22 protein-coding genes are annotated in these 26,254 nt (G+C 72.2%); 11 read left to right on the top strand and 11 right to left on the bottom strand.

Annotation, left to right across the window (positions count from 1 at the left end; translation table 11 throughout):
- The 4 genes from AB0F61_RS18920 to AB0F61_RS18905 form a co-directional block, all read right to left on the bottom strand.
- Positions 1–501 (bottom strand): hemerythrin domain-containing protein, encoded by a 501-nt coding sequence (locus AB0F61_RS18920; RefSeq protein WP_357811194.1) that lies wholly within the window; start codon positions 499–501, stop codon positions 1–3.
- A gap of 81 nt (positions 502–582) precedes the next feature.
- Positions 583–1,452 carry an NAD(P)H-hydrate dehydratase gene (locus tag AB0F61_RS18915; protein ID WP_357811191.1) on the bottom strand — a complete coding sequence of 290 codons (870 nt, stop codon included), beginning with the start codon at positions 1,450–1,452 and terminating at the stop codon, positions 583–585.
- On the bottom strand, positions 1,436–2,167 hold the full coding sequence (locus AB0F61_RS18910; RefSeq protein WP_357811188.1) for a histidine phosphatase family protein: 732 nt from the start codon (positions 2,165–2,167) through the stop codon (positions 1,436–1,438). The genes AB0F61_RS18915 and AB0F61_RS18910 overlap by 17 nt, the downstream gene beginning before the upstream one ends.
- Before the next feature lie 44 nt (positions 2,168–2,211).
- Entirely contained in the window at positions 2,212–3,771 is a 1,560-nt protein-coding gene (locus tag AB0F61_RS18905) for a glycosyltransferase family 39 protein (protein ID WP_357811185.1), read from the bottom strand.
- A gap of 196 nt (positions 3,772–3,967) precedes the next feature.
- Here AB0F61_RS18905 and AB0F61_RS18900 point away from each other — a divergent pair, with 196 nt between their 5' ends.
- The 4 genes from AB0F61_RS18900 (at position 3,968) to AB0F61_RS18885 (ending at position 8,356) form a co-directional block, all read left to right on the top strand.
- Positions 3,968–4,858: a glycosyltransferase gene (locus tag AB0F61_RS18900; RefSeq protein ID WP_357811182.1), complete on the top strand. Its 891-nt coding sequence runs from the start codon at positions 3,968–3,970 to the stop codon at positions 4,856–4,858.
- 23 nt (positions 4,859–4,881) lie between these two features.
- Positions 4,882–5,856 (top strand): NAD(P)-dependent oxidoreductase, encoded by a 975-nt coding sequence (locus tag AB0F61_RS18895; RefSeq protein WP_357811179.1) that lies wholly within the window; start codon positions 4,882–4,884, stop codon positions 5,854–5,856.
- A gap of 21 nt (positions 5,857–5,877) precedes the next feature.
- Positions 5,878–7,182: an acyltransferase gene (locus AB0F61_RS18890; protein ID WP_357811175.1), complete on the top strand. Its 1,305-nt coding sequence runs from the start codon at positions 5,878–5,880 to the stop codon at positions 7,180–7,182.
- A gap of 202 nt (positions 7,183–7,384) precedes the next feature.
- Positions 7,385–8,356: a DNA primase small subunit domain-containing protein gene (locus AB0F61_RS18885; RefSeq protein ID WP_357811172.1), complete on the top strand. Its 972-nt coding sequence runs from the start codon at positions 7,385–7,387 to the stop codon at positions 8,354–8,356.
- A 21-nt stretch (positions 8,357–8,377) separates the two neighbouring features.
- Here AB0F61_RS18885 and AB0F61_RS18880 read toward each other — a convergent pair whose 3' ends face one another.
- Both AB0F61_RS18880 and AB0F61_RS18875 read right to left on the bottom strand, forming a co-directional pair.
- Positions 8,378–10,543, bottom strand: a complete 2,166-nt coding sequence (locus tag AB0F61_RS18880) for an acyltransferase family protein (RefSeq protein WP_357811169.1) — start codon at positions 10,541–10,543, stop codon at positions 8,378–8,380.
- Between the two features lie 73 nt (positions 10,544–10,616).
- Positions 10,617–11,123, bottom strand: coding sequence for an Lrp/AsnC family transcriptional regulator (locus AB0F61_RS18875; protein WP_357811166.1), 507 nt, complete (start codon positions 11,121–11,123; stop codon positions 10,617–10,619).
- Between the two features lie 73 nt (positions 11,124–11,196).
- Here AB0F61_RS18875 and pdhA point away from each other — a divergent pair, with 73 nt between their 5' ends.
- From pdhA to AB0F61_RS18855, 4 genes are all read left to right on the top strand, one after another.
- On the top strand, positions 11,197–12,396 hold the full coding sequence (gene pdhA / locus AB0F61_RS18870; protein WP_357811309.1) for a pyruvate dehydrogenase (acetyl-transferring) E1 component subunit alpha: 1,200 nt from the start codon (positions 11,197–11,199) through the stop codon (positions 12,394–12,396).
- A complete protein-coding gene (locus AB0F61_RS18865) occupies positions 12,393–13,409 on the top strand; it encodes an alpha-ketoacid dehydrogenase subunit beta (RefSeq protein WP_357811306.1) in 1,017 nt (338 codons plus the stop codon). Before pdhA ends, AB0F61_RS18865 begins: the two co-directional genes overlap by 4 nt.
- Positions 13,406–14,875: a dihydrolipoamide acetyltransferase family protein gene (locus AB0F61_RS18860; RefSeq protein ID WP_357811163.1), complete on the top strand. Its 1,470-nt coding sequence runs from the start codon at positions 13,406–13,408 to the stop codon at positions 14,873–14,875. The genes AB0F61_RS18865 and AB0F61_RS18860 overlap by 4 nt, the downstream gene beginning before the upstream one ends.
- Positions 14,876–15,033: 158 nt before the next feature.
- Positions 15,034–16,713, top strand: coding sequence for a right-handed parallel beta-helix repeat-containing protein (locus AB0F61_RS18855; protein ID WP_357811303.1), 1,680 nt, complete (start codon positions 15,034–15,036; stop codon positions 16,711–16,713).
- Between the two features lie 171 nt (positions 16,714–16,884).
- Here AB0F61_RS18855 and AB0F61_RS18850 read toward each other — a convergent pair whose 3' ends face one another.
- Together AB0F61_RS18850 and AB0F61_RS18845 are read right to left on the bottom strand one after the other, a co-directional pair.
- Positions 16,885–18,984 carry a PQQ-dependent sugar dehydrogenase gene (locus AB0F61_RS18850; protein ID WP_357811156.1) on the bottom strand — a complete coding sequence of 700 codons (2,100 nt, stop codon included), beginning with the start codon at positions 18,982–18,984 and terminating at the stop codon, positions 16,885–16,887.
- Between the two features lie 22 nt (positions 18,985–19,006).
- Entirely contained in the window at positions 19,007–19,957 is a 951-nt protein-coding gene (locus AB0F61_RS18845) for a sugar phosphate isomerase/epimerase (protein ID WP_357811153.1), read from the bottom strand.
- Between the two features lie 625 nt (positions 19,958–20,582).
- On the opposite strand from AB0F61_RS18845, the gene AB0F61_RS18840 reads away from it, so the two are divergent.
- Entirely contained in the window at positions 20,583–21,851 is a 1,269-nt protein-coding gene (locus tag AB0F61_RS18840; RefSeq protein WP_357811150.1) for an Ig-like domain-containing protein, read from the top strand.
- Between the two features lie 60 nt (positions 21,852–21,911).
- Here the strand turns inward: AB0F61_RS18840 and AB0F61_RS18835 are convergent, their stop codons facing one another.
- Entirely contained in the window at positions 21,912–22,928 is a 1,017-nt protein-coding gene (locus AB0F61_RS18835; protein WP_357811147.1) for an SMP-30/gluconolactonase/LRE family protein, read from the bottom strand.
- A gap of 276 nt (positions 22,929–23,204) precedes the next feature.
- Between AB0F61_RS18835 and AB0F61_RS18830 the strand changes: the two genes are divergently transcribed.
- Positions 23,205–23,591 carry an STAS domain-containing protein gene (locus AB0F61_RS18830; protein ID WP_357811144.1) on the top strand — a complete coding sequence of 129 codons (387 nt, stop codon included), beginning with the start codon at positions 23,205–23,207 and terminating at the stop codon, positions 23,589–23,591.
- 240 nt (positions 23,592–23,831) lie between these two features.
- Here AB0F61_RS18830 and AB0F61_RS18825 read toward each other — a convergent pair whose 3' ends face one another.
- The gene (locus AB0F61_RS18825) at positions 23,832–24,224 is read right to left on the bottom strand and encodes an FKBP-type peptidyl-prolyl cis-trans isomerase (RefSeq protein ID WP_357811142.1); all 393 of its coding nucleotides are present in this window, start codon (positions 24,222–24,224) and stop codon (positions 23,832–23,834) included.
- Between the two features lie 301 nt (positions 24,225–24,525).
- On the opposite strand from AB0F61_RS18825, the gene AB0F61_RS18820 reads away from it, so the two are divergent.
- Positions 24,526–25,470, top strand: coding sequence for a TerC family protein (locus AB0F61_RS18820; protein WP_357811139.1), 945 nt, complete (start codon positions 24,526–24,528; stop codon positions 25,468–25,470).
- Positions 25,471–25,501: 31 nt separating this feature from the next.
- On the opposite strand, the gene AB0F61_RS18815 is transcribed toward AB0F61_RS18820, so the two are convergent.
- A complete protein-coding gene (locus AB0F61_RS18815; protein ID WP_357811136.1) occupies positions 25,502–26,227 on the bottom strand; it encodes a helical backbone metal receptor in 726 nt (241 codons plus the stop codon).
- Positions 26,228–26,254 lie beyond the last annotated feature (27 nt).

The following is a 26,254-nucleotide window of genomic DNA, read 5'->3' as shown; positions in this document are numbered from 1 at the left end:
TCAGGCGGTCATCGCGTCCATCGCCTTCTTGATCGCCTTCGGCGCGGTGGGGGTGCGCGGCGCGTCCGCCCGCAGCGCGATCATCCGCTCGCCGATCTCCTGGAGTTGCTTACGACCAAGCGCGTCGCGGACCTTGGGGAACCACTCCTGCTCCTCCTCCTCGACGTGGTGGGTGACGTTCTCGATCAGCACCGTCGTCTTGGCGTTGAAGCGTTCGTCGTCGGCGTTCATGCTCGCCAACTCGGCGCAGAGCACGTCGGCCACGTGATGCTCCTCGTACGACTCGAGGATGTCGTCCTCCAGGTCGGGCAACAGGCGGCGGACCTCCGGGTACATCACCTCGTTCTCGAGGTACGTGTGCACGGTGAGGGCCTCCAGGATCTGGTCCACCAGCTTCTGGCGCTGGCTCGCCGGCCCCTCCTCGGCGTCCTGGAAGGCCTTGAAGAGGCGGCGCATCTCCTTGTGATCCTCTTTCAGCAGGACGATGGCATCTGTCGACACGAGCATGACCTCCCTGGATCTCGGCTGGTGCGGTGCTCGGTACCCAGGTGGTCAACTGCGGAAACAGCGGATATCTGCCGGTCAGACCATGGCCAACGTGCGGGGGATCTCGTCGAGCAGCTCCCGGGCGAGGAAACCGATCCGGCCGTACCGGGGGATCAGCCGCTGACCGCTCACCGCATGCGCGAACGAACCCCAGCAGGCGGCCTGCGCCGGGTCGGCGCCCCGGGACAGCAGCCCCGCCAGCAACCCGGCGAGCACGTCCCCACTGCCGGAGGTGCCCAGCCCGGCGTCGCCGCTCTCCTCCCGCCACCCTCGCCCGTCCGGCGCGGCCACGTGCCCGTAGAGCGAGACGACCGCCTCGTACCGGTCGGCCAGCTCGGCCGCCTCGGCGTCCAGGTCGTCGCCCGGGTCCCGGCCGAGCAGGTGCCCGGCCTCGGTGACGTTCGGGGTGAGCACCACGGGCCGGCCCGAGCCGACAAGCAGGTCCGGTGCGTGACTGAGCGCGCCGAGGGCGTACGCGTCGAGCACCAGTGACGTCCGCGGGCGGGCCGCGTCCAGGACCAGGCTCAGCAGCCGGTTGGTCTCGTCGATCGCCTTCAGCCCCGGCCCGAGAGCCACCACGTCGGCCTGCGCGACCAGCTCGCCGAGCTGGCCGTCCCGGTCGGCGGCGACCGCGCCGTCGGCGGTCTCCGGCAGCCCGACCACGAGCGCCTCGGGCACCTGGATGCTCAGCGTGGCGGCGGTGGACTCGGCGGCGGCGAGCTGGAGCACCCCGGCGCCGGCGCGCAACGCGGCCACCCCGGCGAGCAGCACCGCGCCGGGGGTGAAGCGGGAGCCACCGACGACCAGGACGGTGCCGCGGCTCTCCTTGCCGCCGGCCGGCACCGGCAGCGCCCAGTCCCGCAGCAGCGCCGGGGTGATCACCTGCACGTCAGACCGGTTCGGCATGGATCTCGTCCTCCCTGGTCGGCTGGGCGCCCTGCCGGTGCAGGTGGCCGACCTCGTTGAAGCCGCCGAGCGCCAGCCGGTCCTGCTCGTCGGCCGACCAGTCGGTGATGGAACAGTTGGCGATGACGTGCTCGCGGGTCAGCGCCATCAGGTCCGCCTCGGTCAGCCCCTCCACCAGGTAGCGCAGCAGGAACACGAGCGCGTCGTGGCCGAAGAGCAGCACCCGTTGGCCCGCGTGGTCGCGGCGCAGGTCGCCGAGGAGCGTCCGCAGCCGCAGCGCCACGTCGGTCCAGGACTCACCGCCGGGCGGGCGGTAGTAGAACTTCCCGAGCCGGGCCCGGCGCTCGGCCTCGTCCGGGTACCGCCGGCGCACCCCGTGCCCGGTCAGTCCGTCGAGGATGCCCAGCTCCCGGTCGCGCAGCCGCTCGTCGCGGCTCACCGGCACCCCGGTGCCGTGCAGCGCCAGCTCGGCGGTGGCGACCGCCCGCAGGTACGGCGAGACCACCGCCACGTCCGGCCGGCGGTCCGGGGGCAGCCCGGCCAACCACCGGCCGGTGGCCCGGGCCTGGTCCTCGCCGGTGGGGGAGAGCGGCACGTCGGCGTCGCGGTGACTGAGCCCGATCAGCTCCTCACCGGACGCCTCGGCGTGCGTCGCCGCCACGTTCGCGGTGCTCTCACCGTGCCGGATGATCCAGAGCGTCGCCAGTTCCGCCATGCCGACCCCCTACCCGGGCGCCGGCGGCGGTAACCGCACCCCGGTCAGCCGCGCCGTTGCAGCAGGGCGACGGTCAGCCCGGTCACGTGGGTCAGCCGGGCCAGTTGGTAACGCTCGCCGAGCAGGGCGGCCGGCTCCTTCGACAGCCCGGTCAGCGGTGCGTCGGTGACCGTCGGCACCACCAACCAGAGCCGCGGCTCGTCGCGCAGACAGCTCGCTGGGTCGCCGCAGTCCGCGCCGAACAGCTCGTCGCGCTGGGCCGCCGTCCGCTTCTGGAACACGTTGCGCAGGGAGATGTCCTCCGGCAGGTAGTACCGCACTCCGGGCTCGGTCATCCACCACCAGACGCCGCCCACGACGAGGCCGTCGCCGGGTTCGTAGCCGGCCTCGATGACCCCGGCGGCCTGGGAGTAGGACAGCGGCTCGAAGGCGCGGGCCCGCGGGTAGGTGTACCAGCCGTGCGAGTACTCCGCGCGCAGCGCGAGTTGACCGGGCACGGACAGCGCGGCGACGACCACGAGCCCCGCCGCCAGCAGCGGGGTACGGCGCAGCGCGGCGATCCCCGCACCGGCCAGCACCGCCCAGGCCGGCAGCAGGAACAGCAGGTACTTGGAGAAGAAGTAGTTGATCTCGCCGGTCGAGGCCAGCAGGATCACCGGCACCGGCAGCACGGCGACAAGCGTCGCGCTCACCGTCCGGGCCACGGCGTCGCGGCGCAGGTGGGTCAGCAGACCCACAGTGGCCAGCGCGGTCACCGCGGCGGCGAGCAGCGTCGAGCCGTACGCCTGCTCCCAGACCGTCCAGGGCGAGATGTCCGGGATCCAGCTGATCTGCCGGCCCGCCTGTTTCATGCCCCGCAGGATCACCGGCGCGGCGAGGGCCACCCCACCGACGGCGGCGAGCGGGAACCAGGCCAGCGACCACCAGCGGCGCTGCCGCCAGCAGTGGATCAGAACGGCCGTGCCGTGCCCGATCAGGAGGGTCAGCGCCACCACGTTGACCAGGCCGATCCCGGCCACCGCGAGCGCGTACGCCACCCAGCGTCGCCATCCGGGCCGCTCCAGCGCGCGGAGCAGGAACAGGGTGGACGCCGCCGCGGCGAGGACGACGAAGGCGTACGAACGGGTCTCCTGCCCGAACCGGGTGACAGTGGGCACCAGGGCGAAGACGAAGCCGGCGGCGACGCCCGTCGGGTGGTCGAAGAGCCGCCGCCCCGCCAGCGCCACGCAGGCGGTCGCCAGGGTCATGGCCAGCGCCGACGGCAGGCGTACCGCGATGGGGCCGGTGCCGAACAGCGTCGTCCAGGCGTGCATGAACAGGTAGTAGGCCCCGTGCACGGCGTCGACGTTCGTCAGCATGCCGCGGATCTGTGCGGTGGAGCGCGTCGCCACGTCGATGGTGACCAGCTCGTCGTGCCACATCTCCGGGCTGCCGAGCCGCCACCCGACGGCGAGCGCGGCGAACGCCGTCGGCCAGAACCAGACGCTGCGCGCCAGCCGTCGGGCGAGGGGGACCGGCAGGCGGTCCGGCCCGGCGGGCGGGGGCGGATTCTCCCCGTCGGTCTGCGCGGGCTGCGCGTCCGTGGCGACGGCGCGGTTCGACATCGGCGTCCGATCGGGGGGGCGGGGTTACGGGGCGCGACGATGATAGCGCCCGCGAGGGCCGGCGTCGGACGGTGATCGGCGCGGTCGGGGTGGGCGCGTCGCCCGGTTCGGCGCTGGCCGATCGAGGGGGCGGGCCTGATAATGTGGCCGCGCCCGTCGAGCATTCCCACCACGCACAGTTAGGCCTACCGACCCAATGATTGTCGACATTATGCTGCCGTACTACGGAAGTGTGCCCCTCATGCAGGCGGCGGTGCGCAGCGTGATGGCGCAGAGTGACCCTGGTTGGCGCCTCACCGTCGTCGACGACGGCACCGAGCCGGGCGTGCCCGAGTGGTTCGCGGGCATCGACGACGAGCGGGTCCGCTACCAGCGCAACGAGCACAATCTGGGGATCACCGCCAACTACCGCAAGTGCGTCGGGCTCGCCGAGCACGAGTACCTGGTGATGATGGGCACTGACGACATCATGCACCCCAACTACGTCGCCACCGTGCGATCGGTGATCGAGCAGTACCCGGGCGTCGGCATGGTCCAGCCGGGGGTCGAGATCATCGACGCCAACGGCACGGTGGTCAACACCATCGTCGACGAGGCGAAGCGGCGGATCTACGCCCCCCGGATCGACTCCCGTGAGCTGATGGGAGGTGAGGACCTGGCGGCCAGCCTGCTGCGGGGCTGCTGGTTCTACTTCCCGTCGATCTGCTGGCGGACGGACGCGCTCAAGGCCGTCGACTTCCGCGAGGAGTTCCAGGTCATCCAGGACCTGGCCCTGGTGATCGACCTGATCCAGCGTGGTGAGCAGATGGCCGTCGACACCACCCTCTGCTTCCAGTACCGGCGGCACGCGGTCAGCAAGTCCGCCGCCGACGCGGTCACCGGCTCCCGGTTCACCGAGGCGCGGGCGTTCTTCCTGGACGTCGCCCGGCGGATGGACGAGCAGGGCTGGCCTCGGGCGGCCCGGGCCGCCCGCAGCTACACCTCGTCGCGTCTGCACGCCATCACCCTGCTGCCGACGGCGGTCCTCTCGGGCAAGATGTCCGGCGTACGCAGCCTGTCCCGGCACGCGTTCGGGCCGGGCCGATGACCGACCACAGCCAGGGGGACGCCATGACCGTGAGACCACGACGTCCGGTGGAGGACGCCGCCCAGCCGGTACGGGTGGTGGTGCTCGGCGGCACCGGTTTCCTCGGCCGCCCGATCTGCCGCGCGCTCGCCGACCAGGGTCACGCCGTGGTCGCCGTGGCGCGTACCCCCAAGAGGATCGGCCCGGGTGTCGAGGTCCGCGCGCTGGACCTGGCCGCCGCCGACGTCGACGAGATCACCGCGGTGCTGCGTGACCTCAACCCGGACGTGGTGATCAACGCGGCGGGCGGGATGTGGGGCCTCACCGAGGCGCAGATGCTCGCCGTCAACGTCACGCTTGTCGAGCGGCTCCTGGAGGCCGCGGGCCGACTGCCGGGTCGGGTCCGGGTGGTCCAGATGGGCAGCGTGCACGAGTACGGGCTGGTCCCGGTGGACACGTCGATGCCCGAGCAGTCGACCCCGGCGCCGGTGATGCCGTACGGCGAGTTCAAGCTGCGCTGCACCGAGGCGGTCACCGCGGCGGACCGGCAGGGTCTCATCGAGGGCGTCACGCTGCGGGTCGGCAACGTCATCGGCGCCGGCCAGCCCGGGCACAGCCTGCTCGGGGTGGTCGCGGGCCGGCTGCGCGACGCCCAGCGGGCCGGTGAGCGGGCCCGGCTGGAGCTGGCTCCGCTCGGCTCCCGGCGTGACTTCATCGGTCTCAGCGACGTGGTCGCCGCCGTGCAGTTGGCCGCGACCCGCCCCGACGCGGCCGGCCGCGTGATCAACATTGGTCGGGGGGTGGCGGCCAGCGCGCGTGATATGGTCCGCCTCCTCATCGACGTGAGTGAGGTGCCGACCGACCTCGTCGAGGCCGAGCAGACCGGCCCCGCCGAGACCAACTGGCAGCGGCTGGACGTCGGGTTGGCCGCCCAGGTGCTCGGTTGGTCGCCGAGCGATGACCTGCACACCGAGATGAAGCAGTTGTGGGAGCACGCCGGCGCCGAGGTGCCCGCCTGATGCCGAGAGGTGCCTGACCGCATGACTACCCCCGCTCTCATCCGGTCCCGCGGCACGTTGGCCGACCTGCTCTCCGGCCGGAGCAACGGCATCGGGCTGATCCGGCTCTGCCTCGCCGTCGGCGTCGTGCTGTCACACTCCAAACCGCTCGGCTTCGGCGCCAACGACCTGGGCTACTACCTGACCGGTCGGCAGACGAACGTCGGCACCATGGCCGTGTACGGCTTCTTCGTGCTGTCCGGCCTGCTGATCACCCGCAGCGCTCGCCGTACCGGCATCATCCGTTACGCCTGGCACCGGGCCCTGCGGATCTTCCCCGGCCTCTGGGTGTGCCTGCTGGTCAGCGCGCTGGTGATCGCCCCGCTCGTCACCTTGCGCGAGCACGGCAGCACCGCCGGCTTCTTCGACAACGCCTGGGACCGGGGCGGTCCGCTGGCCTACCTGCGGGCCAACTGGTGGACCGGTGTCCGCCAGTACGGCGTCCACGACCTGTTCACGGAGACCACCCCGTGGGGTCAGAAGGTCAACTACAGCGTCTTCAACGGCGCCCTGTGGTCGCTCAAGTACGAGATGTTCTGCTACGTCGTGGTGGGCGTCCTGGCCGTGACCGCCGTGCTGCGCAACGCCCGCCGGTTCGTGCTGTTCCTGACCGTCGCGCTCTACCTGAGCATCCTGCAGGACTGGGTGAGCGCCGGACGGCTCAGCGGCCCGGTGTCGACGGCGAGCTGGAGCTTCGTGTCGCCGCTGGTCGGCACGATGAACTTCCACTACATCGTCTACCTGGGCTTCCTCTTCGCCTTCGGCGCGACCCTGGACCTCTACCGGGAGCGGGTGCCGATCAACGACGCGCTGGGCATCGGCTCGGCGGTGGCGCTCGGGTTGTCCCTGCTCGTCGGTGGCTTCTTCGTCATCGGGCTGCCCGCGTTCGCGTACCTGCTGGTCTGGTTGTCGGTGCGGATGCCACGCCAACTGCACTGGGTGGGCCGCAAGAACGACTACTCGTACGGCATCTACATCTACGGGTTCGTCCTCCAGCAGGTGATGACGAGCCTCGGCTGGAGCCGCTGGGGCTACGTGCCGTTCGCGGCGATGTCGGTCGCGGTCGCCTTCGCCGCCGCGTTCCTGTCCTGGAAGCTGGTCGAGCGGCCCGCGCTGCGGTTGAAGGACTGGACGCCGGGCTTCGTGGCCCGCCGGTCGTCGCAGCGGGTGCCGGTCGAGCAGCAGACCGCTGTGGCCGAGGAGCCGCCCGCGACGCCGCAGGCGCCTGTCGACGGCCAGACCCAGGAGTTGCCGCAGCAACCCGCCACGCTGGTTCCCGGCCGCTAGGGCCTGTGTCAAAGCCCCTGGCCGGCCTGCGGCGGGCCCAGACGACGACCGGCCGCGTTGGAGATTGGCCCGGATACAACACCGGTATCCGGGCCAATCTCCGCCTTGCCGGACCGCCGCCTGGACTCCGCCTCGGCTCGCCCGAGGACTTTGACACAGGCCCTAACCCGCCGGCCCGCCCCCGAGCCGTACGCTCGGGGGCGTGGCCACGGTGGCGGAGGAGATTCAGGTGGGGGAGCGGCTGGTCCGCGTCTCCAGCCCCGACAAGCCGTACTTTCCGGAGCGCGGGCTGACCAAGCTGGACGTGGTCCGCTACTTCCTGTCGGTGGGTGACGGGATCCTGCGCGCCCTGCGGGACCGGCCGACGATGCTCGAACGCTGGCCGCGGGGCGTCTTCGAAGGCGCGACGATCGCCACCCGGCAGACCAACCGGGGCGACGCGTTCTACCAGAAGCGGCTGCCGGCGGGCGCGCCCGACTGGGTGCGCACCGCGCACATCACCTTCCCCAGTGGCCGGACCGCCGACGAGGTCGCGCCGAGCGAGTTGGCAGTGGTGATCTGGGCGGCCAACCTGGGCACCCTGCGGTTTCACCCCTGGCCGGTCACCGCCGCCGACGTGGAACGACCCGACCAGTTGCGCATCGACCTCGACCCGCTGCCCGGCGTCGGCTTCGACCAGGTGGTGCCGGTCGCCCGGGAGGTGCGGGCGTTCCTCGCCGAGTTGGGGATGACCGGCTACCCGAAGACCACCGGCGGGCGGGGCCTGCACGTCTACCTGTCGATCGAGCCGAGGTGGAGCTTCGGCGACTGCCGTCGGGCGGTGCTCGCGTTGGGCCGGGAGATGCAGCGCCGGCTTCCGGAGCTGGTCACCACCACCTGGTGGCGTGACCAGCGGGACCGCCCGGTCTTCGTCGACTACAACCAGATGTCCCGGGACCACACGATGGCCTCGGCGTACTCGATCCGCCCCACACCCCAGGCGCTGGTGTCGGCGCCGCTGACCTGGGCGGAGCTGGACGACGCCCGACCGGAGGACTTCGACGTGCGGTCCGTGCCGGCCCGCTTCGCCGAGCGCGGCGACCCGCACGCCGGCCTGGACGGCGACCGGCACTCGTTGGAGCCGCTGTTGGAGCTGGCCGACCGGGAGGGGCTGGAGGCCCCTCCCGAACGGTGAGGACCGGTCCGCCCCCGCGGGTCACAGCTCGGCGAGCACGGGCTTGAGCGCGGCGCCCACCTGGGGTGCGAGGGTGGTCGAGTACGTGGCGCTCAGGTGGTGCGCGTCGCGCCAGACGAGCACCCCTCCGATGACGGGGGCGCACCGGTCCGCGGGACAGATCCAGTCGTTCAGGTCGATCAGGTGGGCGCCGGCCAGCCCGTCGGCCGCTTCCTCCTGGGCCGGACCGCCCCCGCGCCCCAGGACGTCGTCCCGGCTGTCGGCGCACTTCGTCAGCCGGTTCCGGTTCTTCGACACGCACTCGGCGATGTCCTTCAGGTGCAGCGGCGTGTCCCGCAGCACCACCACCGGAACCTTCTCCGCGATCATGCCGCTCCACGTCTTGCGCAGCTCGCGGACCAGCGCGGACCGCCATTCCGAGCGCGGCTCGCCGTTGACCGGGTACTCGGCGTTGGTGACGATCAGCAGGTCCGGGCGGCCGGCGCCGAGCAGCGTCTGCCGGACCTTCCTGTTCCATTCGGTGCAGGAGGTGTAGGGCCTGTCGTTCAGGGAGATCTCCGCCGTCAGGAACGGGCAGCCGCCCTTGGTGTAGGTGGCGAGGCGCCACCCGTTGGTCTCCGCCGCCTGCCGCATGGCGGGGACCCACTGGTCGGCATGGGAGTCACCGGCGAGCGCGATAGTGGTCGCCGAGTTCATCTTCCCGTAGACGCACACCTCCGGCGTCGCGGATTCCAGCGACACGTGGCAACTCTTCGTCGCCTGCAACAGCGGCGCGTCCTGGGCCGCTCGCGCCGGGTCGGGAACGATCGAGGCGACCTTGTCGACGGGCACCCCGGCCCGGCTGGTGCGGGGGGATCCGCCGAGCGCCGCGGCGCCCGGCGCGGCCGGTGGCTCCGCCTGCGGGGACCCTCCGGGCACCTGGCCCATGATGACCGACGGGGACGTCGTGTCCGTCGTCGGAATGGCCAGTTGGAAGGTCAGGCCGGCGAGCGCTGCCGCGCCGGTGCAGACGGCGCCGATGCGCAGGGCGGCGGATGGCCGGTCGGCGAGGGTCGGTGACCGGCGTACCGGGTTCTCGACGAAGTGGTACGTGAGCACGGCGGGGATCGCCGAGGCGGCCACGACGGCGAGCGCGGGGCCGACGCCGAGGTCACCGAAGTACGCCTGCGCGGCGACAAGCACCGGCCAGTGCCACAGGTACAGCGAGTAGGAGATCCCACCGACGTAGCGCAGCGGCTGCCGGCCCAGCAGGAGGGCGGGGCCGGCGCGGCCGGCGGCCGGACCGAACGCGATCACCGTGGCCGTGCCGAGGGTGGGGCCGAGCGCGGCGTAGCCGGGGAAGCCGGCCTCCGTGGTGATCAGCGCGGCCGAGGCGCAGACGGCGATCACCCCGGCCCAGGCCAGCGGGACGGCCACCAGGCGCGGTGACCGGCTCCACCAGATCGTCGTGACGGCGACGGCGCCGCCGAGGGCCAGCTCCCACATCCGGGTGGTGGTGACGTAGTACGCCGACGGGTCGGTCGGTGAGACGTACAGCGCCCAGGCGAACGAGGGGACCGCGATCAGCGCCAACCCGAGCAGGTAGAGGCCGGGGCCGGCACGTCGGTGGCGGCGGGCGAACCACCCGAGGGCGATCAGCAGCAGCGGCCACACCAGGTAGAACTGCTCCTCGACGGCGAGGGACCAGAAGTGCTGGGCGATGCTGGCGGCGTCGTTGGCGGCCACGTAGTCGGCGGACTGCCCGGCCATCCGCCAGTTCATGGCGTAGCAGGCGCTGGCGATGACGTCCCAGGCGGTGGCCGACCAGCGGCCGCGAGGCAGGAAGACGTAGGTGAGCACCAGCGTCGCGATGAGGACTGTCGCGGCGGCGGGGAGCAGCCGCTTCGCTCGTCGGGCGTAGAAGTCGGTGAGTGAGAGCCGGCCACGTTTGTCGAGTTCCTCAAGCAGCAGACCGGTGATGAGGAAGCCGGAGATCACGAAGAACACGTCGACACCGACGAAACCGCCGGGCAGGTACGGCACTCCGGCATGGCCGAGGAGCACCAGCAGCACGGCTACCGCCCGCATGCCTTCGATGTCCCCGCGGAAGGACCGCGGCCCGGTTGACGCCGGCCTGCTCGATGCCGGCCTGGTCGGGGGCGGTGCGGCGACCCGGGCCTGCGCCCACAACTCATTCGATATAGCCACGTCGCGGATAGTAGCGGCGTTCTGCGGCAATTCGTCTATCTCGGCATTTCTGCCAATGAGTTCGTGTTATGGCCTACTGCCAGGGACTCTGTGTCCCGCCGAACTCCTCGAAGACGAGCCAGGACCGCGTCGACAACACCCCGGCGATGCGCTGCACCCGGTCCAACACCACGTCCCGCAGGGCGGCGTTGTCCGGAGCCCGGACCAGCGCCAGCACGTCGTGCTCGCCGCTGAGCAACGCGACGTGCTCGACATAGCGGACCCGGGCCAGCTCGGCCGACACCTCCCGCCAGGTGTTCTGCTCGATCGTCAGCGCCATGTACGCCGAGGTGCCCAGCCCGGCGGCCTCGGGTGCCACCTGGGCGTGGAACCCGGTGATGACCCCGTCGCGCAGCAACCGCTCCACCCGCGCGTACGCGTTGGTGCGGGAAATGTGGATCCGTTCGGCGAGGGTGCGCACCGACGTGCGCCCGTCCCGGACCAGCTCGTCGAGGATCCGCCGGTCCACCTCGTCGAGGCCTCGAACCGATCGTCCCGATCCCGCCGCCCGGGCCGCTTCGTCACCGGTTTCCTGGCTCACTGATGCGCCCTCCGCATGCCAACCGTCCCGCCTTCTGCGTGGATCTTGAGTCAATCATCCGCCACGCGGAAGCATAGGCTCACCACACGTCCCAGGAGGTTCCGCCGTGACGACCACTCCCCAGGCGGTCCGCAGGGCATCCCCGCGTACGCGTCGAGCGGCCACCCCGCCCGACCCGGCGCGCCCGCTACTGCCGAACACCGAACCCGTCCGACTGCTCGACCCGACCGGCACGCCACTGCCGGCCCGCGCCGACTACCCGGAGCCGCCCGTCGAGGCGCTGCGCGAGCTGTACCGCCGGATGGTGCTCGGCCGCCGGTTCGACACCCAGGCCACCGCCCTGACCAAGCAGGGCCGGCTGGCCGTCTACCCGTCCTCCCGGGGGCAGGAGGCGTGCCAGGTCGGCGCGGTGCTCGCGGTCCGCGACACCGACTGGGTCTTCCCCACCTACCGTGAGTCGATGGCGCTGGTTGCCCGGGGCATCGATCCGGTCGAGGTGCTCACCCTGCTGCGCGGCGACTGGCACTGCGGCTACGACCCGACCGAGGTCCACACCGCACCGCAGTGCACGCCACTCGCCACCCAGTGCGTGCACGCCGCCGGGCTGGCACACGGCGAGGCGTACCAGGGCCGCGACACCGTGGCGCTCGCCTTCATCGGCGACGGCGCGACAAGCGAGGGCGACTTCCACGAGGGGATCAACTTCGCCGCCGTGTTCAAGGCGCCGGTGGTCTACTTCGTGCAGAACAACCGCTACGCCATCAGCGTCCCGCTGTCCCGGCAGACCGCCGCCCCGTCGCTTGCCTACAAGGGCGTCGGCTACGGCGTACCCAGCGAGCAGGTCGACGGCAACGACCCGGTGGCGGTGCTCGCCGTGCTCACCCGCGCGGTCGCCCACGCCCGCGCCGGCAACGGGCCGTTCCTCGTCGAGGCGCACACCTACCGGATGGAGCCGCACACCAACGCGGACGACGCCAGCCGCTACCGCGACGGCGCCGAGGTCGACGCCTGGCGCGACCGCGACCCGATCGCCCGGCTGGAGACCTACCTGCGGGCCCGCGGGGTGCTCGACGACGCGGCGGTCGCCGAGGTCGCCGAGCAGGCCGAGGCGTACGCGGCGGACCTGCGGACCCGGATGAACGAGCAGCCGACGGTGGACCCGCTGAGCCTCTTCGACCACGTCTACGCCCAGCCCACCCCGCAGCTCGTCGAACAGCGCGAGCAGGTCCGCGCCGAGTTGGCCGCCGCCCGCGACGAGGAGGGTGACGCCTGATGTCCACCACCATGGCGAAGGCGCTGAACACCGCGCTCGCCGACGCCCTCGCCGCCGACGACCGGGTCGTGGTCTTCGGTGAGGACGTCGGCGCGCTCGGCGGCGTCTTCCGGATCACCGACGGCCTCCAGGCCCGCTTCGGCGAAGACCGCTGCTTCGACACCCCGCTCGCCGAGGCCGGCATCGTCGGCTTCGCCGTCGGCCTCGCCATGTCCGGTCTGCGGCCGGTGGTCGAGATGCAGTTCGACGCGTTCGCGTACCCGGCGTTCGAGCAGATCGCCTCGCACGTGGCGAAGCTGCGCAACCGCACCCGGGGCAAGCTCAGCGTGCCCATCGTGATCCGCGTGCCGTACGCCGGTGGGATCGGCGGGGTCGAGCACCACTGCGACTCGTCCGAGGCGTACTACGCGCACACCCCCGGCCTGAAGGTGGTCACCCCGGCGACCGTCGAGGACGCGTACTCGCTGCTGCGCGAGGCGATCGACGACCCCGACCCGGTGGTCTTCATGGAGCCCAAGAAGCTCTACTTCGGCAGCGCCGAGACGGCCCTGCCGACCCGGACCGAGCCGTTCGGGCGGGCCGTCGTGCGCCGGCCGGGACGCGACGCCACACTTGTGGCGTACGGGCCGGCGGTGCCGGTCGCGCTGGAGGCCGCCGAGGCCGCCCGCGAGGAGGGCTGGGACCTGGAGGTGGTGGACGTCCGCACCATCGTGCCGTTCGACGACGAGACCATCGCCGCCTCGGTCCGGCGCACCGGCCGGTGTGTGGTGATCCAGGAGGCGCAGGGCTTCGCGGGGGTCGGCGCGGAGATCGCCGCCCGGGTGCAGGAGCGTTGCTTCCACGCGCTGCACGCCCCGGTGCTGCGGGTCGCCGGGCTGGACATCCCGTACCCGGCGCCGATGCTCGAGCACACCCACCTGCCCGGTGTGGACCGGGTGCTCGACGCGGTGGCCCGACTTCAGTGGGACGACCAGCCGGATTCGCGCTGGGCGGCGCAGGGCAGCGCGGCATGACCACCGTCGAGCGGACGCAGGTCTTCCTCCTGCCCGACCTGGGCGAGGGGCTGAGCGAGGCCGAGATCGTCGAGTGGCGGGTCGCGGTGGGCGACGTGGTCACTGTCGACCAGAGCGTGGTCGAGGTGGAGACCGCCAAGGCTGTCGTCGACGTGCCCTGCCCGTACGCCGGCCGGGTGGTCACCCTGCACGGCGCGGCCGGTGAGGTACGCCCGGTCGGCCAGCCGTTGATCACCATCGCGCCGCTGGACGGCGGAGACGAGCCGGCCGGGCACGCCACCTACCGCGAAGAGGAGCGGGCCGGCTCCGGCAACGTGCTGATCGGCTACGGCACCGGCCACGGCGGTGCCACCCGCCGTCGACGCCGGCCGCGGCTGACGCTCGCCCCCGAACCGGCCGACACCACGCGGACCGACACCACGCGGCCCGACACCACGCGGCCCGGTGGCACCACCCCGAGGGGCGGCGTCGCCCCGACCGGTGGCACCACCCCGACCGGTGCTGCGGCCCCGGCCGTCGGGGTCGGCGCGGCTGCCGGCGCTGCCCCGGGCGCGGGAGACGCGCCCGGCGACCCGGTGCGGCCGACCGTCCTGGTCATCTCGCCGATCGTGCGGCGGCTGGCCCGGGAGCATGGCGTCGACCTGACCGCGGTACGGGGCACCGGGCCCGGCGGAGTGATCCGCCGTGCCGACGTGGAGGCGGCGCTGACCGTACCCGCCGCCCGGCTCGCCGCCGTGCCGGACGCCCCCGTCGCGCCGGTGCCCTCCGGGGACGACGACGTGATCGTCCCGCTCACCGGCGTCCGCAAGGTCATCGCCGACAAGCTCTCCCGCAGCCGGCGGGAGATCCCGGAGGTGACCATCTGGGTCGACGTGGACGCCACCGGGCTGCTGGAGACCCGGGCCGCGATCAACGCGGCGACGCCCGACGCGCCGGTGAGCATCCTGGCCCTGCTGGCCCGGATCTGCCTCAGCGGACTGCGCCGGTTCCCGCAGCTCAACGCCCGGGTCGACACCGAGGCGCAGCGGATCGTCCAGTCCGCCGGGGTGCACCTCGGCATCGCCGCGCAGACCGACCGGGGTCTGCTGGTGCCGGTGCTGCGCGACGCGCAGCGGCTCACCACCGCCGAACTGGCCGCCGAACTGGCGGCGACCACCGCCGCCGCGCGGGCGGGCAGCCTGCCGCCGGCCCGGCTGACCGGCGGCACGTTCACGCTCAACAACTACGGGGTCTTCGGCGTCGACGGCTCCACGCCGATCATCAACCACCCGGAGGCGGCGCTGCTCGGGATCGGGCGGATCGTGGACAAGCCGTGGGTGGTCGACGGGCAACTCGCCGTCCGCAAGGTGACCCAGCTCAGCCTCACCTTCGACCACCGGGTCTGTGACGGTGGGGTGGCCGGCGGTTTCCTGCGGCACGTCGCCGACTGCGTGGAGCGCCCGGCGCTGCTGATCGCCGCCGTCTGAGGCGCGTACCCGGCCCCGGCGCTGCCTGTGCGGCGCCGGGGCCGGCGCACGTCCGGGTTCCCTGCGGTGCCATCGGGCGGGGGTTTCCCGGCGGCGTCATCGGGAAGTCGGCCCCGCCGAAGCGCACCGAACGCGTCGAAGGGAGCCGGCCTGTGGCTGTGGCGAACGAGCTGCTACTGAACTCGGTCCGGGTACGACGGCCCGCCTCGGCCGGCGCGCCGCTCTACTGCGACGCCCTGGAGTACGGGCTGACCGGCGACGGCGCGACAAACGACCAGCCCGCGCTTGCCGCCCTCGTCGACCGCCTCGGCGCCGGCTACGCCTCGGACGGCCGGGCCCGGGTCATCTACTGCCCGCCGGGCATCTACTCGATCCGCGACGCCGGCACGGTGTGGCGCAGCGGAGTGTCGCTGGTCGGGGCCGGCCCGGCGGCGACCCGGTTCATGCTCAGCAACGAGGGCAACCGGGCCGACCCGACCCCGTTGGCCTTCTGGACGACGGTGCAGCACGGCGCCGACCGGGACCGGCACATCGCCGACTGCACCTTCGCCGACTTCCAGATCGACGGCTCCGGCGTGGCCATGGCCGAGTACAACTACCTCGCCAAGGGCCTGGGCCTCCAGTACGTCGTGCGCGGCGTGTTCCGCAACCTCTACATCCACCACACCGCGGCCACCGGGCTGGGCTGCGACTTCCTCCAGGACTCGCTGATCGACGGCGTGGTGGTGGTCGGTTGTGGCCGCCTCGACAACGGCGAGCAGATCGGCGGCGCCGGCATCGGCGTGGGCATCGGCGGCTGGGGCACCGTGGAACGGTTGACCATCGCCAACTGCACGACGCTCGCCAACGGCACCAACGGCATCTTCCTGGAGTTGCAGAAGGACTACTGGCCGCCGCCGCGCGGCTACCGCATCATCGGCTGCCACAGCCAGGGCAACCGGTTCGGCATCTCCGACTGGGGCGCCGACGGTCTCATCGTCTCCGCCTGCACCATGACCGGCAACCTGGAGGCCGGCTTCGACATCTCCGCGCAGGGCACCGCGGCAGTCGCCGGACGGGGTGGGCTGCTCACCGACTGCGTCATCGACGGCAACATCCGCGACGGGGTCAGCGTCGGCAACAGCCCGGGTCCGTACACCGTGCGGGGCAACCGGATCAGCGGCAACGGGCGGCACGGCTATCACGCGCAGGATCTCGGGCGCGGTTACCAGGGCTCGATCCGGGACGTGGTCATCGAGAGCAACGAGTTCTGGGGCAACGGCCTGGACGCGGTCCGGATCGACCACCAGATGACCGACACGGTGCTGCTCAACAACCGGATCCGCAACAACGGGCGGCAGTGCGCGGAGGGTGCCGGCGGTACCGGCGATGCCGTCCGCTACAGCGAGCGGTGCCTGGTGGACCGGTCGGCCAACTGGCCGCACGACGGGCACCGGGGCAAGGTCCTGCGGGTCGGACGAGCCGTCGCCATGGTCGCCTCCAACACCGGCGACGAACTCACCCTCGCCCCGGTACGCCCCGACGGGTTCAGCGCGTGGAGCGGGGACGTGCCGCCGCCCGGCTGTGGATACGAACTGTCTCCCGCACCCGAGCGGCGAGCCGGGATCACGATCGACGCGCCGTTCGACTCGGCCACGGTGCGGGGCAACCGGATCTGGGACAACCACGACGACCAGACCCAGACGCACGGGCTGTGGATCACCGAGCGGGGCAGTTGCGTGGACTGCCGGGTCGAGGACAACGACCTGGCCGGCAACGCCGGCGACGGGATGCTGCTGGACACCCCGCCGGTGGGCGGACGCTGGCGGGACAACCACGTCGACAGCGACTGGACCTGAGCGGCGACCGGAGGCCGGGCCGTGCGTCGCGCCGGCCCGCACGTTCCGCCGGCCCGCACGTTCCGCCGGCCCGCACGTTCCGCCGGCCCGCACGTCGCGCTGGCCGGCGGAGAGACGACGAGCGGCGGCGACCGGAGTGATCCGGCCGCCGCCGCTGTCATCGTGAGGTGGTCAGCCGGCCAGACCGGCCACCGGGGTCGGGTCCAGCACGACAGTTGCCGAGGCGGACTGCGGGGGCACGCCCGGCTCGGTCGGGGCGTCGGTGTACTCGGCGACGAACACCGCGGTCAGGTTGTCCGCGCCGGAGTGCCCACCGTCCAGGAAGGTGGGAATCGACCCGGAGCAACCCGTCGAGGTGGAGAGCGGGTGCCCGTGCTCGTCGTGCCCGAGCACGTAGGTCACCTTCACCCGGGAGCAGTCCACCGGCAGGTCGTCGGTGACCTTCACCTCGTACGCGACCGTCTGCCCGAACTGGAACGGCTGCCCGGCCTCCGGGGTGACGAACTCGACGACCGGTGCGGTCGGGCCGACCACGAGCGGCAGGGATGCCGAGGCGGACCGTCCGGTGCGGTCGGTCACCTTCAGCGTCGGCGTGTACGAGCCGTTCTCCGGGAACGTCCAGGTCGCGTTCGGGTTGGTGCTGTCCACCGAACCGTCGGCGTTGAAGTCCCACGCGTAGCTGAGCTTGTCACCGTCCGGGTCGGTGGTGCCGGCGCTGGAGAACGAGACGGTGAGCGGGGCCTGCCCGACGGTCGGGGTGCCACTGATCTTCGGGATCGGCGTCCGGTTGCCCCGGACGAAGTCGATCCGGGACAACTGGGCGTCCGGGTTCTCGGCGAAGTAGCCGTCGCCGTACTCCAGCACGTAGAGCGCGCCGTCCGGGCCGAACTCCATGTCCATCGGGTTGTCCACCACCAGCGAGGGCGCCACCGGCCGGATGTCCTTGACGTCGCCGTCCTCGTCGAGGCGGAACTCCTTGATGTAGTCGCGGGTCCACTCGTAGAACAGCGGCACCCCGTCGTAGTAGGCCGGCCAGCGGGTACGCGACGTGCTGGTCCCGTCGTAGTCGTACGCCGGGCCGCCCATCGGGGCGATACCGCCGGTACCGAGCTGCGGGAACTCGGCGGAGGCAGCGGCCGCGTACCAGACCTGCGGCTGCTCGACCGGCGGCAGCACGCGCTTGCCGGTGTTGTGCGGTGAGTCGTTGACCGGGCGCTTGCAGTTGAACTTGGCGCCGGACTCACCGGTGGCGAAGTCGTAGTCGCGGTAGGCGATCGTCGGGGTCACGCAGTACGGCCAGCCGTAGTTCGCCGGCTTGTCGACAAGCATCCACCGGCCGTGCCCGGCCGGCCCGCGCTCGGGGTTCGGGTTGGAGGCGTCCGGGGAGTAGTCACCCACGTACACGTTGTCGGTACGCCGGTCCACGGAGAACCGGAACGCGTTGCGCAGCCCCATCGCGTAGATCTCCGGGCGGGTCTGCGCCGTGCCCGGCTTGAACAGGTTGCCGGCCGGCACGGTGTAACCGCCACCGTTCTTCACCTTGATCCGCAGCAGCTTGCCACGCAGGTCGTTGGTGTTGGCCGCGCTGCGCTGGGCGTCGAACGCCGGGTTGCGGTCGGCCCGCTCGTCGATCGGGATGTAGCCGTCGGAGGCGAACGGGTTGGTGTCGTCACCTGTCGACAGGTACAGGTTGCCCTTGCTGTCGAAGTCGATCTGGCCGCCGACGTGGCAGCAGATGCCCCGGTCGGTGGGCACGTCGATGATCTGCTGCTCGCTGGCGAGGTTGAGCTTCATCCCGTCCAGCTTGAACCGGGACAGCCGCAGCGCGCCCTTGAACCGCTGCCAGTCCGCCGCGGTGCCGGTCTCCGGCGCGTCCCCCTCGTTGACGCCCGGGGTCGCCGGGTCGTCCACGGGCGTGTCCATCGGCGGCGAGTAGTAGAGGTAGACCCACTTGTTCTGGGCGAAGTTCGGGTCGATGGCGACCCCCTGCAGCCCCTCCTCGTCGTGCTCGTACACGGGGATGTCGGCGGCGAGGGTGTTCAGCCCGGTGCGCGGGTCGTGGATGCGGACCTCTCCGGTGCGGGAGGTGTGCAGCACCCGCAGGTCGGGCAGGACGGCGAGGCTCATCGGCTCGCCCGGGAAGTCGTTGAGCGTCACTTTCTGGAAGCTGCTGTCCGGCGGCGGCGCCGGCGCGGCGGCCGCGGCTGACGGTGGTACGGCCAGACCGGCCGTCACCAGCAGCAGGGCGGACACGAATGCGGTCCTGTTCATCAAAATTGTCCCCCGAGGTGTTTCAGTACCGGAGTGAAGCGAGATAGTCGAAGCCGACGCGGGCGGTGTCCAGGGCGTCGGCGGGGGAGCGTGGCGCGGTGCCCGCGTCGTCGCGCTCCACGATGTACTCCTCGATGCCGGCCTCCCGCTCGTGGTCGAAGATGCGGCCGAAGTCGATGACACCGTCGCCGAGGTCGGCGAAACCGCCCTCGACGTCGAGGTCCTTGACGTGCACCTGGCGGATCCGGCCGCGGTTGGCCCGGAACACGTCGACCGGGTCGTGCGCGCCCCGCCAGGTCCAGTAGAGGTCGAGCTCGAAGTGGACAAGGCGCGGGTCGGTCTGCCCGGTGAGGATCTCGAAGCCGGTCGAGCCGTCGGTCAACGGCACGAACTCCAGTTGGTGGTTGTGGTAGCCGAAGTCGAGCCCGGCGCGTTCGGCCAGCCGGCCGGCCTTGTTCAGGTCGCGCGCCAGGGCACGGTAGACGTTGGGGTCCCGGATCGCCTGACCGTTGGCGTCCCGACCGAAGTACGGGTGGACGATCTTCTTGCAGCCCACGACGTTGGCGTCGGCGAGGGACTGCTCCCAGGCGGCGGCGTCGAAGGGCTGTGGGATGCCGGTGTGCCCGGAGGTGGCACGCAACCCGGCCTCGTCGAGCGCGGCCCGGAACTGCGCGGCGGTGCGTCCGACGAATCCGGCGTGCTCCACCCGCCGGTAGCCGATCCGGCGCAGCGCGTCCAGGGTGCCGGGCAGGTCGGCGGTGAGCTGGTCGCGCAGGGTGTAGAGCTGGATGCTGATCCGGTCGACCGGCACCCGACGCCGACCCTGGGACTGCCCGGCGGGTGCGGCGGTGGCCGGGCTGGCGAGCAGTCCGGCGGCGCCGACGGCGGCGGCGGAGACGGTCGCGGCGCGCAGCACTCCGCGTCGGCTGATCGGCTCGGTTGCCGGTGTCGGTCGGTTGAGCTGTTGATCCATGGTGGTGGTCCCTTCCTGACGGCAGGTACGCCGTCGGCGGCGGTCGACCTGGCTGCCGTCACCCGGGCGCGCCGAACCGGCCGGAGGCGGGCTCCGGCTGGACGGTGAGGACGACGCGCCGGTGAGGACAGCGCGCCGGTGCGGCCCCGGCCCCCCGTCGGGGGCGGAACACGGCGACCCGGCAGGGGTGGCGGCAGGCTGATCGACGAATGGGCAACCCTCTATCTGGATCGTGACCTTACCCTTGCCCCCGGACGAAGGCAAAGCTTCGTCGCGTTCGGCAGAAGTTTCGCTTCAGTCGACAAAAGTCAGCCCCCGAGGTGCGCCCTCCGGCGTGACCTCCTCCTTCCGCGCTCCTCGGGTCGGGCGCGTGGCCGCGCCGGGGCGAACAGGCCGGCCGGGCGGACCCGCGGCCAGACGCCCGTCATCCGGACAGGCGGGGTGGGGTCGCTCAAGCGGAGCAGAGGGCACGACACGTGTCGGTTGAACGCCTCATCCGCCAAGTGGAACATCGTCGGCAAATGCGTCGGTAAATGCGCGGCCGATTATTTCTGAATACCGCGGATACCCAGTGCTGGGCAGGTGAGAATGTGTCGGAGGGAAGTCGAAAACGGGGGGACTGAACATGACGTCTAGGCGGCGATTGACGCTGTTGGCGGTAACCATCGCAGCCGCACCACTCATCCTGGGTGGATGCACCGCCGAGCGGGACCCGGCCAATGGTTCGGCCAAGCACCACGTCGCCGGCCCGGACCTCGCCGTGACGCCGGCGGACAAGGCCCGGGACGTCCCGGTCAGCGCAGAGGTGGGCACCGTGGTCAAGGGTGGCCGGGTCACCGGCGTACGCCTCACCGACGACAAGGGCAAGCAGGTCGGCGCGGAGCCGCGCGAAGACGGCTCGGGTTGGGTGCCGACGGCGCCGCTGCAACCGCGTCGGACGTACACCGCCGAGGTGACAGCGACCGGGGACTCCGGTGCCACCACCACCCGCACCAGCACGTTCACCACCATGGCCAAATCGACCAAACCACAGATCACCAGCACCCTCTATTTCGTGGGTAATCGGACGTACGGCACGGCGATGCCGGTAACCGTCGCGTTCGACCCGGCAATTCCGAAAGAGGCCAGAGCAGATGTTCAGCGGCGGTTGTTCGTGAAGACGAATCCTCCGCAGCCGGGCACCTGGTCGTGGCTCGAAGACGGCAGTCAGGTCTATTACCGGGCGCCCGATTTCTGGAAGCCGGGGACCACGATCAGTGTCCGGGCCGGGCTGGAGGGCCTGCCGATCGGCAAGGACCGGGTCGGCGACGCCGAGCGGACCGCGACCTCCAAGATCGGACGCCAACTGTCGCTGGAGATCGACAACGCCACCAAGCAGATGACGGTGCTGCGCGACGGCAAGCAGATCCGCCGGATCCCGGTCAGCCTGGGCAAGCCGAGCACACCGAGTTCCAGCGGCAAGATGGTGATCATGGAGAAGCACGAGCGGACCACCTTCGACACCCGGGGTGATCCGAACGGTGGCTACGTGGTCGACGTCGACGACGCCCAGCGCTACACCTGGGGTGGTGAGTTCATCCACTCCGCGCCGTGGTCGGAGGGTGACCAGGGCAGCACGAACGTCTCGCACGGCTGCGCGAACGTCTCCGCGACCGCAGCCGACTGGTTGATGGGGGTGACGCAGGTCGGCGACCTGATCACCGTCAAGGGCACCGAGGTGGAGTTGCAGCCGGGCAACGGCTGGACCGCGTGGAACGTGAGCTGGGACGAGTTCGTCCGGGGTAGCGCCCTGCCGGTGCCGCCCGGGCTCAAGCCCGCGCCGGTCGCCCCGGCGCACCCGGGCGCGGTGGCCGGCGGTTCGCCCGCCCCGGCGCCCTCGGTCAGCGGCCGCTGAGACACCGTCGCCGCATCCCGGGCCGGTCCGCCACCACGGCGGGCCGGCCCGCCGGGGGTGTCACCCCAGCGGTACGCGGGCCACTCCCGCCCCGGTCAGGCTGCCCAGCCAGAGGTGCTCGCCGTGCTGGCGTACCCCGGTGATCATCTGGTAGTGCCCGGTCGGGCCGTGCAGCGTCCGGCGGACCGCGCCCGCGCCGTCGACGAGCGCGACAAGCCCGTAGCGGCGCGGCTGCGGCTGCACCGCGTCGGGCAGCAACGCGGCGATCTGACGCAGTCGCGGGTGCGGCAGCAGCCGCTCGGCGATCGGCACCCGTGGGCTGGGCAACGCGATCCAGTACGTCCCGTCGCCGACGGCGGAGAGATTGTCCGGGTACGCGGGCAGGTCGGCGAGCACCCGGACGCCGCCGCCCAGTTCGACGCGGAGCAGGCGGTGGGTGCTGGTCTCCACGAGCATCAGCGCCGACTCGTCCGGGGTCAGCGCGATCCCGTTGGGGAAGTACAGCCCGTCGGCCACCACCTCGGTCCGGCCGCTGCCCGGGTGGTGGGCCAGCACCCGACCGTTGGGGCGGTGCTCCAGCAGGTCCCGTTTCCAGTGCGAGACCGGGAACCGGTCGGAGGAGTCGGTGAAGTAGATGGTGCCGTCGCGGGCCACCGTCGCGTTGTTGGCCAGGTGCACCAGGGGCGCTGTCCCGGTCAGTTCGCGTACCGCGCCGTCGGGCGTCACCCGCAGCAGCCCGCGGTACGCGTCGCAGACGACGAGAGCCTCACCGGAGGCGTCCAGCTCGATGCCGAGCGGTCGGCCACCGGTCTCGGCAAGCGGTCGGGGGCGGGTGCCGGCCGGCGCGTCGACCGGCCAGCACCAGAGCCGGCCGGCCTCGTCGCCACTGATCACCCGGCCGGCGTCGTCGACAAGCACGTCCTCCGGGCCGACGGCGCCGTCGGGGAGGGGCAGCAACTCGGCCCGGTCGAGCCTGCGGTCCGTCGGCGCCCAGGCGCCGGCCAACGCCGGGGGTACGGTGGCCGGCTCGCGGACCGGACGAATCAACCGGGGCGGCCGGGGCCGGGGGATCAGCATCGGCCTATTCTCCACCGCCGGCACCGACCCCCGCCCATGATCGACACGGTATTCGTGGTGTCGGGGTGTTCCGCTGCTGCGGATACCCCGGTTTCACGGACCTGGAGTCGATCACGGCCGGGCCCGGCGGTTGGCGTTCGATGGCGCGGCGAGGAGCGTGCCCCGGGCCTGCACCCCGAGGGGGATGAGGGGCACCTCGGGGTAAGACCCTGGGCGTACCCGGAATCACTCCTGCAGAGGCCGAAACTGTCGGTGGGGGCGGCTAGATTTCTGGGCATGGGAGAGCGGAGCGACCGGCTGGACGTGCAGGTCAGCGTGAGTGACCAGATGGTCCTCGTGCGGGTGGCCGGCGAGGTCGACATCGCCACGGTGGCCGCGTTCCGCTCCGCGCTGTGGTCCGTGCCGGCCCGTCCGGTGCTCCAGGTGGACCTGTCCGGGCTGCGGCTGCTCTCCGCCGCCGGCGTCCGCACGCTGCTCGCCACGCACCTGCGTGCTCGGGCGTGTGGTGGGGCACTGGTCCTGGTCGACCCGAGCCCGGTCGTGGCCCGGGTGCTGCGCGCCACCGGCCTGCACCGGGTGATGCCGATTCTGGAGCCGGCCCGGATCGTCGAGGCTGCCCGTCGCCCGGCGGTCGAGCCGGCACACCTGCAACTGGCCGCCTGACCCCGGCCCGATCGGCCCGCCCGATCCGAGCCCGCCGAGGCGCCGCCAGCGCGCGCCGACGCCCCCCGAACGATCGGAGTCCCGCGAGGCCGCCGGCGCGCCGACGACGCCTCCGAGTGATCAGAGTCCCGCGAGGCCGCCAGCGCGCCGACGACGCCCCCCGAGCGAGCCGACGACGCCCCCGAGCGATCGGAGTCCCGCGGGGCCGCCGGCGCGCGCCGGCGACCCCCCGAGCATCGGTCAGCGCACGCCGAGCAGATCGACGACGAAGACGAGCGTCTCGCCCGGCTTGATGACGCCGGCCGCACCGCGGTCGCCGTACCCCAGGTGTGGCGGGATGGTCAGACGACGGCGGCCGCCGACGCGCATGCCGACGACGCCCTGGTCCCAGCCGGCGATGACCTGACCGCCGCCGAGCGGGAACTCGAACGCCTCGCCCCGGTTCCAGGACGAGTCGAACTCGTCGCCGGTCGAGTGCGACACGCCGACGTAGTGCACGCTTGCCAACTGGCCCGGTTCGGCCTGCGGTCCCTCGCCCACGGTGATGTCCTCGATCACGAGGTCGGCCGGCGGCGCACCCTCGATCGGACCCACCTCGGGCTTGCCGGATCGGGCGCCTGCTGCCTGGTTCATGCGGGGATCTCCTGCCGTGTCGGTTGATGTGTCCGGTCACCTCGATCCTGCCGGATCACCCCACACCGATGTGCGGCAGACCCGCCCACCCCCGACCCCACACACCGCCCCGACCCTTCGTCGACCTTGCACTTCCGGTCGCTGGTGTGTCCCGTTTCGCACTCGTCGTCGGGGCGGTGGGTGCGAGACCGGCCGGCACCGACTTCATCGGAGCCCCGGTGGGGGCGGGGGCGTTCGCCTAGGCTCGACACAGCCGGCTTGAGGTGTCGGGCGGTGGCCGTGGTCGATGCGGAGGGCGTCGGTGGCTGAGGCGACGGTCGCGGTGCCGCTGTGGGCCTGGGCGGCGGTCAGCGCGCTGATCGCCGTGCTGCTCACCGTGGACGTGGTCCTGCACCGGGACAACCACGTCATCGAGCTACGCGAGGCGTTGCTGTGGAGCGCCGTCTGGATTGGCGCGGGTCTGCTGTTCGGGCTGGTCCTCTGGTGGGGTCTCGGCGGCGACCCGGCCATCGCGTACTTCTCCGGCTACCTGTTGGAGAAGGCCCTCTCGGTGGACAACGTGTTCGTCTTCGCCCTGCTCTTCGGCTACTTCCGGGTGCCACCGGGCTACCAGCACAAGGTGCTGTTCTGGGGCGTCGTCGGGGCGCTCGTCTTCCGCCTGCTGTTCATCTTCGCCGGCGCCGAGCTGTTGGACCGGCTCGCCTGGGCCGGGTTCGCGCTGGGCGCCTTCCTGATCTGGACCGGCTGGCGGCTGGCCGTACGCGGAAAGCCCGACGTCGACCCGGAACGCAACGTCGTGGTCCGGCTGTTCCGAAAGCTGGTGCCCACCGACGCCCGGTACCACGACGACCGGTTCACCGCCCGGGTGGCCGGCCGGCGGGTGGCGACGTTGCTGTTGGTGGCGCTCGTCGCCATCGAGGCCACCGACGTGGTCTTCGCCATCGACTCGGTGGCGGCGATCCTCGCCATCACCACGAACACCTTCCTGGTCTGGACGGCCACCGCGTTCGCCGTCCTGGGGTTGCGCAGCCTCTACTTCTGCCTCGCCGGCCTGCTGCGCCAGTTCGGCTACCTGCGCTACGGGCTCGCGCTGCTGCTCGGCTTCGCGGGGCTGAAGCTCATCCTCGCCGAGACGCCGGTGGGCAAGCTGCCGGTCTGGTCGACCCTCGCGGTGGTGGTGCTGACCCTGGCGGTCTCCATCGGGGCCAGTGTCGTGGCCGCGCGCCGCCCCGGCGTCGACGGCTGAGTCGCCGGGCCGCCCGGTGCAAACGCCCGCCTCAGTCGCTCAGCACCGGCCGGGACAACTGTTCGGCCAGGAGCGTGGGCGCCTCGGCCAGGGACGGGCCGTACCAGGTGAGGTGCCGACCGGAGAGCAGGGCGCACGGTACGCCGGGGAACGCCTCCGGCCCGTCCTCGGCGGTGAACCGGTACGGCTCGTCGGGTAGCACCACCAGGTCGGGCTCCCGTTCGCGCAGCTCGGCGAGGGGCGGGCGGGGATAGCGCTCGGGGTGCTCGTCGTAGGTGTTGACCACGCCGAGCCGGCGCAGCACGTCACCGGCGAACGTGTCGCTGCCGAGCACGACCCACGGCCGACGCCAGACCGGCACCACCGCGCGGCGGGGTGGCACCAGCCGGGGCGGCGCGGCCCACGCGCGGCGGGCGGCGCGCAGCCAGTCCGGCTCGGCCGGGGCGCCCAACTCCGCCAGCAGGTCGCCCAGCTCGGTCAACGCGCCCGCGACGGTACGCGGGTAGGTGACCCGCACCGGCACGCCTGCCGACCGCAGCGCCTCGGCGTCGGCCCGGCTGTTCTCCTCGACGTTCAGCAGCACCAGATCCGGCCGCAGCGCGCGGACCCGGTCCAGGTCCGGGTACTTGCTGCCGCCGACGCGGGCGACGTCGAGCCCGGCCGGGTGGCTGCACCAGTCGGTGGCGCCGACCAGCAGCCCCGGCAGGGTGAGCGCCACCGCCTCGGTCAGCGACGGCACCAGCGACACCACCCGCACCCGCGCACCTCCGTCCGCCGCCCGTTC

It is taken from the genome of Micromonospora sp. NPDC023888, assembly GCF_040639415.1.
Classification (GTDB): domain Bacteria; phylum Actinomycetota; class Actinomycetes; order Mycobacteriales; family Micromonosporaceae; genus Micromonospora.
This window is presented reverse-complemented; position numbering and strand designations above follow the sequence as displayed.